The following is a 15,126-nucleotide window of genomic DNA, read 5'->3' as shown; positions in this document are numbered from 1 at the left end:
CGACGACTCACGTTGAAAACTTCGGCCCCCACCGCCGCCCACCGTTTTATGGGCGGACCCCCTGAGGAACGGATAACGCAGGGCCGATAAAGTCGCGGTCGTGACCAGACGCTCAAACCTAGAGCGGAGTCGGCCACCATTCGGGCAAAAAGAAAGACCCTCTGACCGTTAGATTCCCAGGTCAGAGGGCCTTTATGTGTAGCGGGACCGGGAATTGAACCCGCGACACCACGATTATCGTGAACCAGCCTCAGCGGGGTCACGGAAGCCTCATACAGTCACTGATCCCAGTAAAACACTGGGTCGGTGATCACACTCTAAAGCCCCGGCGGATTTCAATCTGCGGGGTTAATGCGGGGTTTCTGCGGGGTTTCAGAAATGAACACTTTGAGTGTCACTTCGGCCTCGGCTCATGTCCAACAGCCGAAGGTTGATCGACGCCCTAGTGTGGTGAAATTCGCGGCAACGAAACCAATCGCGAGGTACATGGTTATGAGCCACAAGGCTCACACCCATAGGCCAACTGAAGCGCTGTCCCACGCACCGTGGGACAATTCAGGGTTACCAGTTATTCGTGCGCGATGGCATCCACGGCACTAGCAAAAAAGCCTATATCTAAACTTTGGATAGCTCGCCCAATAGCCGCGAAGGTGAATAGACGACCCGATAATGATGGTGATGTCAATTAGGAATTGATCGTCGAACACCTTGGGGGGGGGTCCAAAGGGCCACTAGGGGCGGACTAGGGCTAAGAACGCCGCCAACCGCTCTATGCCTCGGGATCGGGCCGCGCCGAGTTTGTCCTGGCCGTCCCTGACCTATTGATCTCAAAAACCATGACTGGCCGGGAACCCTAGACTGCGGCTATGCCTTTGAACTTTGTCGCCATCGACTTTGAAACCGCAAACTTCGATCGGGCATCTGTGTGTGCGGTGGGGCTTACGCAAGTCGTTGACGGTCGGATCACTCGGACCGAGTCATGGTTTGTGAATCCACCCACGGGTCCAAACTTTACGAACACTTATTTGCATGGCATCGGCCCAGATCAGGTCGTGGGGGCTCCGTCTTGGCAGGAAACGGTGCAGCGCATTAGCCAGGTCACTAAGGGCAATCCGCTCATTGCTTACAGCCCGTTCGATAAGGGCGTCTACAACGCGGCCAATAGCCTCACCGGTACACCGCCTTCGAATTTCGATTTCCTCGATGCATTGGCCCTCGTTCGGCATCACTGCCAGCTTCCCAGTAACAAGCTACTCCTCGTCATCCAACACTTTGGGCTACCGGTCTTTGACCATCATGAGGCGGGCGCTGATTCACTCGCGTGCGCCCAAATCACGCTGCGTCTAGCCCAGCAGCTGGCTGTGGAAACGATCGAAGAGTTGTGGGCCTCAGTTCCGGCCCGTAAGCGGAACAACAGACCTCGCACTCGCACCTACCAAAAGAAGGCCGACCTTCCACAGCCGAGCTCCGTGGCGGATCCTGAGCATCCTCTCTTCGGCGAGGTTGTCTGCTTTTCCGGCGATCTGGATAGCTTCACTCGCTCAGAAGCGCAGACAATAGTTGCCTCATTCGGAGCCGCTGTCTCCGGAAACGTCACAAAGAAAACATCCCTTGTTGTTATGGGAGGCTTTGACCCAGCCACGCTCCGCCCCGGTGCGACGCTGAGTTCAAAGATTCAGCGGGCGCAAGAACTTGCCGCTGGAGGCCAACCGATCGAGATAGTCACGGAGCAAACTTTCATGGAAATCTTGACTTTCTAAGCGAGACAGCACTGTGCCTTCAGCTTGACCTCAGGCATCCACATCTCGGACCTCGTGGCACTCTTGACGGTCATCGAGAATCTCCGTCTGGTTCGACTGGCCACTCCTCGGCATCTCGCAACCCATAGGTTTCGAGACAATCAGGCTACGAGACACTCTGGTTGAGCCGTCATGTCGCGGGGAGCAGCAATGTCGCCACCCGCTACGGGAAGCTCGCCATCACCTACCGCACCGCCGTTATCGCCTGGCCAAGCATTTGTCAGTCTGCCCCAATCCTTCTCGCAGGTGAACGAATCCGCGTAGTCGCTCAAAGGGCCCCAGGATGCGGTGCTGTCGAGCGTCAGCTCGGTCGGGGAGATCACCTCGACGTTGTCGAACGGGGATAGGACTTCCTGCATTGTGGACGCGTCGAAGTGGTACGCCTCGACGACTTCGCCGTGCTCAACAATGATGCCGGGCTTGCGATTCTTGCGGGATCGCGGCGTCTTGATTCCTCATTCTCCTCGGGTGTCCGTTCGTTCCGAGAGGCTGGTGTGGCGATGTGTTGGCTTTCAGCGGGCGAGGCTCACGTTCCCATGTTGGGTACCAAGCCCAAAAGTATGTGAACTCAGAACTGCGTCGGTGGGCACCGGGGAAGGCGGAACTTGTTGCGACGTGAAGCGCGGCGTCAGATGAGCAGCCTTAGCCGCCGATCCAGTCACCGTTCGAGTCGCGCTGATAGTCAGAGACTACAGCTTCGGTGATGCCCAGGGTCCCGTTCTTCATGACGTTGATCTCGCCGTCGGTCTGGACGGGGAAACTGAACGCGTCCGCTGTCTCGTCGTCGTTTGGCGAGGTGGCGCACTGCTGCACGAAAGTCAGGACCTTGGAATCGTCCGAGATGTACTCACCGGGCTGCGGGTCTGACACGTCGAGATCGGCCTCGGGAGCGACATTGAGTTGCCCCCATGCGGGGGTGGCCTTGTAAGAGCTCCCGTAAAAGTAGTTGTCCACGATCTCGTCAACTTGCTCAGGTGGGTTCTGCGCTTTGGCTTCCTCCATGGTGCTGACGCCGAAATTGTAATTTAGGACACCCTTCAACGCAGATTCGTGACTTTCGTCATACTCCTTCTGCGACATCGAAGGCTTGGCGAGCTCATCCAGGCCGTCACCGCGGTAGTCGATCGCGAGGTCAACGGCGCAGTACTTCGACGAATCCAGTTCACGGGCCTGCGCAGTGATCTGGCCGACGAGCAGCCCCTCTGCATCGTTTCCTGCAGCCTTGACCAAGGCCGCAGGAATACGGACGGTCAATTCCCCGTCAGAGCCGTAGACGTTCGCTTGAAACTCAAACACGCCGCGCTGTGGCTCGCCATCGGAGCCGCCGTTGCTGCCCGTCTCGGCGGAGCAGCTCGAAAGCAGAAGAACTGTGGCTGCGGCCAATGCCGTCACGGCGAATTTCACTGTCATATTTGTAATCCCCATGTTGTGCTCGCGCTCGGACACTCCGGCGCGCCCCCTCGATAGTCAAAATCAGGCAATTCGCTGCTTCGTCTGGAGCAGCGATCCTGATTGATCGTATCAACGCAGAAGGGGGCCCCATTCGGATAGCAGCGCTCCGGCCAAAGTGGGGGTACCGCACATTTGCAGCGGCGCCGGCGTTCGCGTGCTGGATCTGGGCGGAGACGTCAAGACCACGGTTGATCCGGCATTAAGGTTTGAGCACATTCCTGTGACTCTTGGCGCTCCTTAGCGGCGTTCCGTGATCGCTACGTGGCGCAGCGGTGCCGGAATCCCTTCATAAATCCGGTCCAGCGTGAGTAACCGGGCACTTTTTCGTCCGCCATCGCCGCCGCCAGCCCCGCCGACGTGAAGAGCGTCGAGAGGTCAATCCTGGCCATCGAGTCCGCCACAACTCGCACGGTTCGACTTGGCCTGCCCGACGATTCCCGGCATAGGAAGTTGCGGGAATTCGGGCGAATCTGCACCTGCATCATCACGGCGATCGTTGCTGCCATCGTCGGGCTGTGAGTCCTTGCTAATCATCCCGCAATGATGACAGAGGCCATGCTTGTGCTAGCAAGCGCTCTGCGATGTGTCGGATCCCTATGGTTATGAGGCGTGTCACCAGCTATTGCCGAGCTTGCCGGAGTGTCGTTTTCCGTTCACGTCTGCACGAGATGCCGCATGTTTCCGGGGTTGTGCAGACGAGTGTTGAGCACTGGTATTTCAGTACTCCTCTGCACTAAAGTCGTTTCTGCTTAGTACTCCTCTGCACGACAGGGAGGTAGCGGAGTGGACGCGAGACCTGGCCGTATTGAAGCGTTCGGCACGGTGACGATGCCGGATGCGCTGTGGGATCGCACGAAGAAGATTTCTGCGGTGATCGCGCCGTTGGCGGCACAGACCACTGTTGGCAGGGTCGCGGTCGACGCGGCTGCGCTGTCGCTGGGGATTTCGCGACGCCAGGTGTACGTGCTGATCAGGCGCCATCGGGACGGGACGGGGTTGCTGACGGATCTGGTTCCGGGGCGCTCGTCGGGCGGGAAAGGAACCGCGCGCTTGTCCAGCGAGGTGGAAGACCTCGTCCGCGAGATGGTGCGGAAGCAGTTCTTGACTCGGCAGAAGCGAAGCTTGGCGGCGGTGTACCGCGATGTCGTCGGCGCGTGCCGGCTGCGTCAGCTTCCTGTCCCGGCCCGGAATACGGTCGAGCAGCGGATCCGGGCGTTGAGTCCGGTGGAGGTGGGCCGGCGCCGCGGTGGCCCTGAAGCGGTCCGGTCCCTGCAGTCTGCGGGCGGCGATGTCCCGGTGATCGGCAGTGTTTTGGAGCAGGTGCAGATCGATCACACCGTTGTTGATGTCATCGTCGTCGACGAGCGGGAACGACGCCCGATCGGGCGGCCCTACTTGACCGCGGCGATCGACGTTTTCAGTCGATCGTTGGTCGGTATGGTCGTCACTTTAGAGGCTCCGTCGGCAGTGTCGGTGGGTCTGTGCCTCGTTCATGCGGCCACCGATAAGCGGCCTGGGCTGGAGAGCTTGGGAGTTGACGTGCAGTGGCCGATGAGTGGGAAGCCACGGCAGTTGTATCTGGACAACGCCAGCGAGTTCAAGAGCGAAGCGCTACGCCGCGGGTGTGAGCAGCATGGGATTGAGTTGGCTTACCGCCCGCCGGGCCGGTCGCATTACGGCGGGATCGTAGAGCGGGTGATTGGCACGGCGATGCAGCAGGTTCATGAGCTTCCTGGCACCACGTTCTCCAACCCTGCCGAACGTGGCCGGTACGACTCAGACCGGATGGCGATGTTGACGCTGCACGAGTTGGAGAAATGGTTGACCCTTGCCGTAGCGACCTATCACGGCAGCATTCACAGCACGCTGGGCCAGACACCGGCAGGCCGGTGGGCTGAGGGCGTGGAGAATACGGGAAAACCGGCGGTGGTGTCGAACGCGAGGGCGTTCCTTGTCGATTTCCTCCCCGTCATTCGGCGGACATTGACTCGAACGGGATTCGTGATCGACCACGTCCACTATTTTTCCAACTCGCTGAAACCGTGGATCAGCCGGCGCAGCACGCTCGAGCCGTTCCTCATCCGACGCGACCCCAGAGACATCAGCCGGATCTGGGTGTTGGAACCAGAAGGACACGCCTATATAGAGGTGCCGTATCGAACGATGGCCAACCCCGCTGTGAGTCTCTGGGAGCACAAGCGCGCCGTTGCACGGCTGCACGAACGCGGTGTCACGCAAGTAGATGAGGCCGCCTTGTTTCGGATGATCGAACAGATGAGACAGATCGCCACCACGGCCTCGAAGACCACGAAACGGATGCGCCGCGATGCGGAGCGGCGCGCGTTGGCTCCCCAACCTATGCGGCCTACTCGGCAGCTGGGTGCTGAGCCGCCAGCGTCTGGCGAGGAGTTGTCGGAACCGACGCCGGTTCGATTCGATCAGATTGAACAGTGGTGACGATGACCGACGACTCGGCCCCTGACCTGTCCCACCTGCATCCAGCGATGCGCCAGGTTGCCCGGCTGCCGGCGGGAGAGCGGATCGAGCATATCCGCGCGGACCGCTGGATCGGCTACCCGCGAGCGGTCGCGACCGTTGCCAGGTTGGAAGCCCTGCTGGCGTGGCCCGATAAGCAGCGGATGCCGAATCTGCTGATCGTGGGACCGACGAACAACGGGAAGTCGATGATCGTGGAAAAGTTTCGCCGCGGTCACCGCCCTATGACTGAGGTGGAGCGGGAACATATCCCCGTCCTGTGCGTGCAAATGCCCTCGGACCCGTCGGTCGTGCGGTTTTACATCGCGCTCCTCGCCGCGCTCGGCGCGCCCCTCCAGCCGCGGCGACGCGTGGCCGAGGTGGAACAGTTGTCGCTAGGTTTGCTGCGCTCGACGGGGGTGCGCATGCTCGTCATTGACGAGTTGCACAACGTTCTCGCCGGACAGAGCAACAGCCGCCGAGAATTCCTGAACCTGCTGCGGTTCCTGGGCAACGAGCTGCGCATCCCGATCGTGGGCGTTGGAACGCGGGAAGCCTATCTGGCGATCCGCTCCGACGACCAGCTCGAGAACCGATTCGAACCGGTCGTTCTTCCCCTGTGGCACGCCGACGCCGACACGCTGTCGTTGCTGGCCAGCTTCGCCGCGGCTCTCCCGCTGCACCGCCCGTCCGTCATCGCCACCGACGACATGGCCCAGTATCTGCTCACTCGATGCGAGGGCACCATCGGGGAACTCACTCGACTGCTGACCGCTGCGGCGATCGCAGCGGTCGATAGCGGTGAGGAAAGCATCAACAGGCGCGCCCTGCTCCTGGCTGACTACGTCGGTCCCACGGAACGGCGCCGGTTATTTGAACGGGAACTATTGTGACCGAAGTCCGCCGATGGCCGCTCCATCCCGTGCCTCTTCCTGGTGAGGCGCTTTCCTCTTGGCTTCGGCGTATTGCGGCGTGCTACAGCGCAGAACTTGAGGTGCTTGGTGATGACCTCGGCTTCACCCTCGGACCGGGCAGTCATGAGGACATCGACCTGGCACCGCCGCCGGGCATGATCGACGTTCTCACCATTCGCACCGGCGTCGACCCGGACCGGTTGCGGCAGATGAGTGTGGCCGGCTGGGTTCCCTGGCTGCTGGACGACATGCAGCGCAGCCCCGAGAGTTTCGCCACCTATACCCGGCAGCTGTCGGTGCTGCGACCCGCTGGCAGATTCAAGTCACGCTTAGTCCCCAGCTGGCGGCCGTGGTTATCCTCGCATCTTCACTCTCGAGCGTGCCCAAAATGCGTCGCTGCCAGTGACTCGCCGAAACCATATCTGCTGCTGTGGGCAGTCCCTCTCATCTCCACCTGCCCCATTCACGGCTGCTGGCTTGAGGCGACCCTCGCGCCCCGTGGCTACTTTCGTCTCTGGGATTTCGATCCGCCGGTGCTACGAGCTGCTCCGGAACACCTCCTGAAGATGGACCAACGCACGCAGGACGCCTTCACCATTGGCCAGGTCGAACTGCCACGGCGCAGTGTGCACGCCGGGATCTGGTTCCGGCTGCTCCGCACCATCATCGACGAGCTCAGCTGCCCCCTGTCGGAGAACCACCCCGCCGACGCCAAGATCATCCGGCAGATCTGGACACAGACCGGATATCGCGTCCGTGACGGGCAATCATCTTGGCACCCCTACGAACAGCAAGCCGAATCGGTGCAGCAGCACACCATGGAGGCCGCTGCGACCGCCGTCCTACTTCTGGAATCTGATGCCATCGCCGGCTCGGGCACTGACGCAGCCCTCTTTCATCCGATGCACGAAATCACTCTCAGCGACGGCACGCTGCCGCATCCACCATCCACCCCAAACGGCGCCCTACCAACTCTGATGGATGCCTTCCAGGAGGCCGTCGACGCAGCACGCATCAATCCCGCCGATGCACGCACCCTCTTCAACCTGGCAACCTACAAGCAAGACGACGCCGAACAGATCCACTACGCGGTGAGCCTGTTCCTCGAACTGGGCATCCCCCTCGATTTCCATCACACAAGACAAACCAAGGTGGGTTTACAGGACTTAGACTAAATGACGGGTCAAGTGACAATTTTCGACGCCGACGAAGACGACTGCACGTTGTCACGTATTCGACCGTATAAGTGACAGGGGTTTCATCATGCTCGTGGGTTATATGCGCGTGTCCAAAGCTGACGGATCGCAAAGCACCGACTTGCAGCGCGATGCGTTGCTGCTGGCCGGCGTCGACGCAGAGCATCTCTATGAGGACCATGCTTCGGGGAAGAAGGACGACCGCCCGCAGTTGGCGGCGTGCCTGAAAGCGCTTCGAGATGGTGACACTCTTCTGGTCTGGAAACTTGATCGCCTCGGACGTGACCTGCGCCACTTGGTCAACACCGTGCACGACCTCACCGACCGAGGCGTTGGCCTGAAAGTTCTCACCGGGGAGGGCGCCGCGATCGACACTACGACCGCGTCCGGCAAGTTGGTCTTTGGAATCTTCGCTGCGCTGGCCGAGTTCGAAAGAGCGCTGATCTCAGAGCGCACCATCGCGGGACTTACCGCGGCGCGCGCCCGCGGACGCAAAGGCGGCCGCCCATACAAAATGACCGCAGCCAAAGTGCGCACAGCCATGGCCGCTATGGGGCAGAAGGAAACCAAGGTTGGCGAGCTCTGTAGAGAACTCGGCATCAGCCGGCAGACCCTGTATCGCCATGTCTCCCCATTCGGAGAACTGCGTCCCGACGGGGCGAAGCTGATCGGAAAGGGTAAACCTCAACTGGCCGCGCGCTGACTGTGCGCATCACGCATCACACATCATTTATCTTTTGCGGCATCGTTCGCGGAGCGTTCAAACGCCTCGGACGCCATACGCCCACGCCCATAACAATCCAGCCACGAGGACAATGAAGCCGAATGCGACGGCTGCGCTACTCTCGACAATCCCCGCTGGATAGAGAAGCCAGCAACCAGCAGCTGCCAAAGTCGTGACCGACATCGGGATAAGTGCCCGCCGGTGTACCGTGCGCCACGTTGGCTTGGACCGCAGGGTTGTATTCGTGCGCAGTCCAATGACTCGGTTCGGTGGAATCACTCCGAACGCGCCGAGCGCTACGACAAGTAACGAGAAAAGCGAAGCAAATACAGCGACGAGACTCAGGAGCATCTTCTATTTCACGCCAATCTTGATTGGTGTCCGATTGAGCCATGGAAAATCGGATCACCTCGTATGTGCGAACCAGATTGGGCAGTATCCCCGCGAGACGCAGTGCATGCGGAGGTTCGAGCGACCCGATAATTCACTCGGATGATCGGCGTAGCTCCTCAGGAGGGCAGTTCGATGTCCGCTTCCCTGGGCCCACCACAGCGCTCAGTTCCGCCGACACGAACCCAGTCGACGTCAATGGTGCCTTCGACAACCACTCCACGTGCCGTGTTAGTCAATCGATATCCCACCACCGATTGGCCGCCGACAAAGTCCGCGCTCCAACCTGAAACACCGTCTCCGACGAGAGTGAACACACCCGTATCTTCAATAATCGGCTCCGCCGTTGTGCGCGCTGGCTGCATCTCGACGGGCGCCATCGGTGGTCCCGGCACGCAACCCGCACCATCACACAGCTCAAGCTCGACGCCCGCCGTCGGCTCGGCCAAGGCGATCTTGGCCACGCTTGGGTAACCAACGGCCGAACATGCAAACCCGGGCGGCACGCACGCCGTGAGACCCAGGCTCGACAGCACGAGAAACGTACCCACCCAAAGTTTCCGCACACTTGACAATAACCCAGCCGAGATTGCGCGGCACGGCTCGTTGCCAATCTGTGACCACCCACGCGCTCACCTACTGCGCTCCCGGACGATGCCAGAGTCTCAGGTCGTCACACCAGCAGACCGCCTTGCGTGCACGATAAGCCGTGACCTCCAGGGATCCTCGTTCAGGGTCGAAGCTTCAAACGCTCTCAAATTCTCGCTCTCTAACTTCGCGCAAAATGTCGCGCCGCAAGGATTCAATTGGAACCATACCGCCTTAGTCACGGCCAGACCCAAGTTTGCAGACGAGTACTGACATCCGTGCAGACGAGTGTGGAAAATGACACGGAGAGAGATGGATTCATAGGGCTGGGGAGTCTCACAACTATGTATCGAAACCAGAGGCTACGTTTTCGAAACAAATCAACGGTGTGAGACACCTGCAGCACGTTGATTTCACAAGATTCCGTAGTCTGTACAGGCAGTTCTCGGTCACAGGTTCTCTCCTCCTGACAGCCGTCCGAGGGCGGATAATTGGCTCATGCTCTCGGACCTCGCTCCCCGCACACGTGACGCGGCGGAATCAACGTCGCTGCGCGCCCAACGGTAGCCAGCGCCCCGGTTGATGCCAAGCTCAGCCGAGGTAGCAGTCGCGTCCCCAAGACGCTCCAGCAAGATCAGAAAAGACGCCTTGTCCGCGCGCGGATTCTGTTCGTCGGTCGAGGGCTCATCGGCCGGCTTTATCGTGGTCATGCAAACTCCCAAGAGTCTGGGTGTTGCAACGACCAGTAGAACCCAAGGCACTATTGGCCCTGTTTTGGGTCGGCGTTAACAAAAGTAGTCTGGGACATGTCGAGGTCTTCCTGATGGGCAGTGTTGGAACTTCCATCATGGGAAGGCCTCGACCTCTTTTAGCCCAACGACGCGCCCGATCCGCGCACCCCAACTACACCTTCAATTGCGAAGAGCCCCTAAAGTCATCGTCTCCCCCGTAGGAAAAGAAAAGCCGTGTGTTTAATAACAAGCTTTGGGCCGGTACGGCAGCCACCGATCGGCCGTCGCGGGTGAGGATGCCCCGTAGTCGGTCAGGCTAGGTCGCGCCGACGAAGCCCGATAAGGTAACCGATCACGGCGAACACAAGCGAATATGCCAGCAAAATCAACAATCCTGTTTCCCAGCCCAGAGATGACGCTGCTGACTCAAACGGATTCACACCAGCATCTTCCGGGGGCCACACGGCAGACCAGTTGGCTGCGCCGGGAAGATATCTGCCTACCGATCTCAGCACTTCGTTCTCGTTGCTCAATGAAGTCAACATCGGCTCGATGAAAAGCGTAAACATGAAAACCGTGACAATACTTACGATCTGACTGCGGAGAAGGGCACCGAGACCAACGCCCAGTACTCCCCAGATCGCAAAGGCAAATACGGTGCGCACGCCGATCGAAACGTTGGCCCACTCGAACACTTGCGAGTCGAAGCCCTGCAGTGCGAGCGCGCTACTTACTGTCGTAGCGCTGACGGCGGTTGACAGAACCGCATACAGAATCGAGATGGCAAAAACAGCAACGATTTTGGACATATAAAGCGATGCTCGCGACCTCGAGAAAAAAATCGATCGTGCGATCGTGTTGTTGTGAAATTCACTAGTAACGAGAAGAACACCGAAGAGAAATGGTGCGAAGTACGCCGCACGGCCGACAAAACTGTACAGGTAGCTGAGGATTGTTTGTGGCAAGATTTCGTCCGCCGGAAAAGACGATGTGATCGTGACTGCGATTACCGCAGGGAATATAGCTACGAAGGCTAGTAGGGCCAGCAACTGGTAGAGCCATCCTCGGGTCGAGAAAACTCGCCGAAGTTCCAACCAAATATCGTGCATTGGTCAATCCCATCCTTGATCGCCAGATAGTGCGTCAACACGGCTGGTGTTTCTCGAAGCGAGGAGATCGAAATACAACGATTCTAGGCTTTCACCAATGAGCTCGCGCGCACTTACAACGAAATCAGCATTCTGCTGCAGCGCCGCAGCTATCCGTTCTGCATCACGAGACGACATCGTTACCCCTAACGCATCGATGGATGTAGGAATTACACCGTGTAGCGCGCAAACACCGACGAGAGAGGTCACGTCAAGTGTGTGGAGTTTGACCTTGGAAGAACCGGCAAGGGCAAGTTCCACTAGGGACCCCGCATACAGTAAACGTCCATCGGCGATCATTACGACGTCATCAATAATCTGTTCAACCTCGGAAAGGACATGCGACGAGACCAGCACGGTTTTACCTGAGTCAGCCAACTGACGCAGAGTTCGACGCAGCCAAAGGATACCTTCGGGATCGAGGCCATTTGCGGGTTCGTCAAGAACTATGACGGCCGGGTCGCTAATGAGCGCCTCCGCTATCAAGAGTCGTTGTCTCATCCCGAGAGAGTACCCGCGTACTTGCCGGTCGGCGGCGTTCTCGAGACCCGCAAGGGTCAATGATTGTTCAACCCGTTCGCGCGGAAGTGAATAGGCCGCCGCGACGTATTGAAGATGCCTCCGGCCTGTGACAAATGGGTTGAACCCAAAGGAATCCAGGGCGACGCTTACTAACCGACGCCGAGGGCCGAGGCTCTCATAGGACAATCCATCAAAAAGAACCTGACCGCCGTCGGCCGCTACGAGGCCGACCATGAGAGACAAGGTCGTACTCTTCCCTGCACCATTCGGACCGAGGAACCCAGTAACCCGGCCGGGTCGCACTTCGAAGGTCAATCCGTGTAATACAGGGTTCTTGTAAGACTTGGTGATGCCTTCAAACGTGACGCGCATAAGTCCTCCACAGTAAGGACACTCTGTGGCGCACGTTCACACGGATCCGTTCGCCTTGCGGAAAAAATGATTGATCAGATATGTCAGCGGGGGGACCAGGATTAGTAGTACGGCAGCTACATTGATAAGCATTAGTCCGGCGAAAATATTGTTCACGATCAGCAGGATGCCGCCCGACGCGACCAGAATTAAGTACGTTTTCTTCATGGTGTTCCCTTCATTGGTGACGCGACTGGATAGATTCAAGGTTGGATGAGTTGGCTGTCTATAAACGAAGAGTAGTCTCTGTTCGCCAGCAGCTCGTCATGCGTTCCGGAGCAAGCGATTCGACCATTTAGAATGAGCACGATCTTGTCGGCGTCGAGAACAGTGCTAAGTCGATGGGCAATAACAATTCGGGTCGCGCTCACCTCCGATAGGTTCCGCGCGACAATTTTCTCTGTCGGGCCATCGAGGTGGCTCGTGGCCTCATCAAGAACGAGTAGCCGCGGACTAGCCGCCACGGCGCGAGCAATCGCAAGGCGCTGCAGCTGACCGCCCGACAAGCCAAGTCCCGATTCGCCAAGCGGAGTGTCATAACCGAGCGGCATGGCGGCGATGTCGCCGTCAAATGCAGCAACTCGTGCCGCATTCCGCACATCAGATGCGGTGACGCCGCTCCTCCCTACTCGTATATTGCTTTCGATCGAGCCGCTGAAGGCCTCGTTCCCTTGCGTGACCATCCCAGAAGACGTGCGGATACTCCGCAAATTGATGTTCGTCATTGAGATGTCGTCGAAGAGAATGCGCCCTGCCGTCGGACGGTGCAACCCGAGCACAAGCCTGGCGAGCGTACTTTTCCCGGAGCCTGAGGGCCCGATGATTGCCACAACTTGACCTGGCTCGATGACGAGAGTGATGCCGGTAAGCGCGGGCTCGCCCTCGGAACCATACCGAAAGTCCACCGATTCCAGTTCTACCTTGCCCTGGAAGACGTGGTGAGGCAGCTGCTCGTTCACCACCTCTGCGGCTTCGTCTGTAATGTCGCGCAATCGATCCAAGTGCACGCGTACGGTCTGGAGGACCTGAAGGTTCATACCTATTGAGCGAATAGGAACGAGCGCAGAAGCCGCGAGGGCGTTGACCGTGAGCATCGCGCCCAGAGATAGGTCGCCGCTGATGACGTAGGTCACACCCAGCAGCAAAACCAGTACCGGCGTGATGAATCCGAGGGATTCCAAGATCGCCGACAAACGGTTGTCAACGCGCGTTCGTTCGACGCTCACTTCCAGCTGCCGCTGAAAGGCGGTCTTCCATCGAAAGAATGACTCTTCCTCCGTACCGAGCGCCTTCATGGATTCGACTCCACGCAATGTATCAAGCATCACGCTTTGCGTCTTGGACATCTCACTAACTTCGTGATCCGCGAGCCTTCTGGCTCGTGGAGAAAACCCGGCGATCAAGCCAATCTGCAGCAGTCCGAAAGCAATCAGCAAGCCGAGGTAGACGATCGAGTGCGACCCGACTATGGCCAGGTATACGACTAAGAAGACCAGGTCAATAAGGATTGGAAACAACCGGCCGCTCAAGACATCGCGAACATAGGCAGTGCTTGAGAATCGCACGAGCAAGTCTCCCGCAGGACGGCCCTGGAAGAACGAGTAGGGAAGGGTAAACAGTTTGGCAAGAACTGTGCTGAGCAGCGACGCATCCAAGCGTTTCTCCACCCACAGGATCAAATCCGAACGAAGGTACGAGACAGCGTAATACGAGGCGACCATCACGAGAGCGAATGCTCCCAATAGCCACAGAGAGCCTTCATCGCGGAACGGAATAACGTTATCGACCACGAAGCCAAGCAGAAGAGCCGGAATCACCGCTACTGCCGTGAGTAGCAGAGCCGCGGAGACTAAGAGCAGAAGTGAACTCGCAGCTCGGGGTAGGTGCGGAACCAAGAACGAAACCAAGCCAAGCCGCGGCCGACGAATCTTAACTGTCCTTGGTGTCGGTTTCAGCGTAAGAACAGTGCCTGCGAAGTGTTCAAAGAAATCTTCCGCAGAGAGGACCGATCGACCGCCGGCAGGATCCACGATGGCGGCTTCTCCGCGTGAGAGGCGTTCAATCACCACAAAATGTGCATCGTCCCATGCCGCAAGAACCGGCAATGCCAGTTCCGCAAGCTGGGCCGGATCGGGACGGTAGGCTCTCGCGTCGAAGCCAATTTCGAGAGCGGCACGTTTGAGCTGAAGTAGGGACGTACCGTCCCTGCCGGTGACGATAACTCCCCGCAGCTCGCGCACAGACGTGAAACGGCCAAGTGTAGAGGCCACCATCGCTAGTGACGCCAATCCACATTCGGTTTGGACCGCCTGCAACATAACAGGTACTCGTTTACTCACGATGTCAATCCGTCCCAGAGTACGACCAGGATTGGCTTGGAGCCAAGATCTAACACAGCCGGGTCGTAGCTCTCTGGTGGCTGTCCCTCCACAGGACCAATCGCAACAATTGCAGCCTTCGCACCTGAGTCGGGAATTGCCTCAAGCACCCCCGGTTTTCCGGTGACGCTTCCGGTGGCCCACTCGATCTGAAGTTCGGGAATACTGCTGAAATCTGACGGAATATTGAGGCCGGCTAGACGCAATGAATCCGGCGCCGTGGCGACCACCGTTACCTCCACCTTGTAGGGTACGTGAATCAAAAAGCCCATAGACAGGGTGACTCCAAATAACGCGATCGCTATAACGGATGTCGCTTTGCTCGGGACAAATTCCGGTACACCTCCTGTTCGCAACCAATCGCTTCCGGGTGCTTTTGTGGCCTTCACGATATCCAC

The 15,126-nt window shown here is 58.6% G+C and carries 15 protein-coding genes; 5 read left to right on the top strand and 10 right to left on the bottom strand.

Annotated features, from left to right (window positions below; translation table 11 throughout):
* Window positions 1-866: 866 nt before the first annotated feature.
* The gene (locus CXY72_RS07700; RefSeq protein WP_104127113.1) at window positions 867-1,760 is read left to right on the top strand and encodes an exonuclease domain-containing protein; all 894 of its coding nucleotides are present in this window, start codon (window positions 867-869) and stop codon (window positions 1,758-1,760) included.
* Window positions 1,761-2,441: 681 nt separating this feature from the next.
* Here the strand turns inward: CXY72_RS07700 and CXY72_RS07690 are convergent.
* Entirely contained in the window at window positions 2,442-3,245 is an 804-nt protein-coding gene (locus tag CXY72_RS07690; protein ID WP_158252516.1) for a hypothetical protein, read from the bottom strand.
* A 263-nt stretch (window positions 3,246-3,508) separates the two neighbouring features.
* Complete coding sequence (locus CXY72_RS07685; RefSeq protein WP_104127110.1) at window positions 3,509-3,757, bottom strand: hypothetical protein; 249 nt, start codon at window positions 3,755-3,757, stop codon at window positions 3,509-3,511.
* 322 nt (window positions 3,758-4,079) lie between these two features.
* Between CXY72_RS07685 and CXY72_RS07680 the strand changes: the two genes are divergently transcribed.
* From CXY72_RS07680 to CXY72_RS07665, 4 genes are all read left to right on the top strand, one after another.
* Window positions 4,080-5,708 (top strand): DDE-type integrase/transposase/recombinase, encoded by a 1,629-nt coding sequence (locus CXY72_RS07680; RefSeq protein ID WP_370446235.1) that lies wholly within the window; start codon window positions 4,080-4,082, stop codon window positions 5,706-5,708.
* A 2-nt stretch (window positions 5,709-5,710) separates the two neighbouring features.
* Window positions 5,711-6,619: a TniB family NTP-binding protein gene (locus CXY72_RS07675; RefSeq protein ID WP_104127108.1), complete on the top strand. Its 909-nt coding sequence runs from the start codon at window positions 5,711-5,713 to the stop codon at window positions 6,617-6,619.
* Window positions 6,620-6,648: 29 nt separating this feature from the next.
* Window positions 6,649-7,815, top strand: a complete 1,167-nt coding sequence (locus tag CXY72_RS07670; RefSeq protein ID WP_158252515.1) for a TniQ family protein — start codon at window positions 6,649-6,651, stop codon at window positions 7,813-7,815.
* An 88-nt stretch (window positions 7,816-7,903) separates the two neighbouring features.
* On the top strand, window positions 7,904-8,539 hold the full coding sequence (locus tag CXY72_RS07665; protein ID WP_104127106.1) for a recombinase family protein: 636 nt from the start codon (window positions 7,904-7,906) through the stop codon (window positions 8,537-8,539).
* Between the two features lie 57 nt (window positions 8,540-8,596).
* Here the strand turns inward: CXY72_RS07665 and CXY72_RS20635 are convergent, their stop codons facing one another.
* The 8 genes from CXY72_RS20635 to CXY72_RS07630 form a co-directional block, all read right to left on the bottom strand.
* Window positions 8,597-8,911 (bottom strand): SdpI family protein, encoded by a 315-nt coding sequence (locus CXY72_RS20635; RefSeq protein ID WP_104127105.1) that lies wholly within the window; start codon window positions 8,909-8,911, stop codon window positions 8,597-8,599.
* Window positions 8,912-9,069: 158 nt separating this feature from the next.
* A complete protein-coding gene (locus CXY72_RS07655; RefSeq protein ID WP_146071105.1) occupies window positions 9,070-9,414 on the bottom strand; it encodes a hypothetical protein in 345 nt (114 codons plus the stop codon).
* Window positions 9,415-9,987: 573 nt separating this feature from the next.
* Entirely contained in the window at window positions 9,988-10,248 is a 261-nt protein-coding gene (locus CXY72_RS07650; RefSeq protein ID WP_104127103.1) for a hypothetical protein, read from the bottom strand.
* Window positions 10,249-10,580: 332 nt separating this feature from the next.
* Complete coding sequence (locus CXY72_RS07645; protein WP_104127102.1) at window positions 10,581-11,378, bottom strand: hypothetical protein; 798 nt, start codon at window positions 11,376-11,378, stop codon at window positions 10,581-10,583.
* A 3-nt stretch (window positions 11,379-11,381) separates the two neighbouring features.
* A complete protein-coding gene (locus CXY72_RS07640; RefSeq protein WP_104127101.1) occupies window positions 11,382-12,311 on the bottom strand; it encodes an ABC transporter ATP-binding protein in 930 nt (309 codons plus the stop codon).
* Window positions 12,312-12,347: 36 nt separating this feature from the next.
* Window positions 12,348-12,518, bottom strand: a complete 171-nt coding sequence (locus tag CXY72_RS19525; RefSeq protein ID WP_158252514.1) for a hypothetical protein — start codon at window positions 12,516-12,518, stop codon at window positions 12,348-12,350.
* Window positions 12,519-12,553: 35 nt separating this feature from the next.
* Window positions 12,554-14,689, bottom strand: coding sequence for a peptidase domain-containing ABC transporter (locus CXY72_RS07635; RefSeq protein WP_146071104.1), 2,136 nt, complete (start codon window positions 14,687-14,689; stop codon window positions 12,554-12,556).
* Complete coding sequence (locus CXY72_RS07630) at window positions 14,686-15,126, bottom strand: hypothetical protein (protein WP_146071103.1); 441 nt, start codon at window positions 15,124-15,126, stop codon at window positions 14,686-14,688. The genes CXY72_RS07635 and CXY72_RS07630 overlap by 4 nt, the downstream gene beginning before the upstream one ends.

Origin of the sequence: Cryobacterium sp. Y57, from assembly GCF_002929505.1 — a bacterium.
In the GTDB taxonomy this organism is placed as follows: domain Bacteria; phylum Actinomycetota; class Actinomycetes; order Actinomycetales; family Microbacteriaceae; genus Cryobacterium.
This window is presented reverse-complemented; position numbering and strand designations above follow the sequence as displayed.

What these genes read in the sequence shown, in the direction of transcription:
- CXY72_RS07700 (WP_104127113.1), top strand. Translation starts at nt 867, where the DNA reads ATGCCTTTGAACTTTGTCGCCATCGACTTTGAAACCGCAAACTTCGAT.
- CXY72_RS07685 (WP_104127110.1), bottom strand. Translation starts at nt 3,757, where the DNA reads ATGGCAGCAACGATCGCCGTGATGATGCAGGTGCAGATTCGCCCGAAT.
- CXY72_RS07680 (WP_370446235.1), top strand. Translation starts at nt 4,080, where the DNA reads ATGCCGGATGCGCTGTGGGATCGCACGAAGAAGATTTCTGCGGTGATC.
- CXY72_RS07675 (WP_104127108.1), top strand. Translation starts at nt 5,711, where the DNA reads ATGACCGACGACTCGGCCCCTGACCTGTCCCACCTGCATCCAGCGATG.
- CXY72_RS07665 (WP_104127106.1), top strand. Translation starts at nt 7,904, where the DNA reads ATGCTCGTGGGTTATATGCGCGTGTCCAAAGCTGACGGATCGCAAAGC.
- CXY72_RS20635 (WP_104127105.1), bottom strand. Translation starts at nt 8,911, where the DNA reads ATGCTCCTGAGTCTCGTCGCTGTATTTGCTTCGCTTTTCTCGTTACTT.
- CXY72_RS07650 (WP_104127103.1), bottom strand. Translation starts at nt 10,248, where the DNA reads ATGACCACGATAAAGCCGGCCGATGAGCCCTCGACCGACGAACAGAAT.
- CXY72_RS07645 (WP_104127102.1), bottom strand. Translation starts at nt 11,378, where the DNA reads ATGCACGATATTTGGTTGGAACTTCGGCGAGTTTTCTCGACCCGAGGA.
- CXY72_RS07640 (WP_104127101.1), bottom strand. Translation starts at nt 12,311, where the DNA reads ATGCGCGTCACGTTTGAAGGCATCACCAAGTCTTACAAGAACCCTGTA.
- CXY72_RS19525 (WP_158252514.1), bottom strand. Translation starts at nt 12,518, where the DNA reads ATGAAGAAAACGTACTTAATTCTGGTCGCGTCGGGCGGCATCCTGCTG.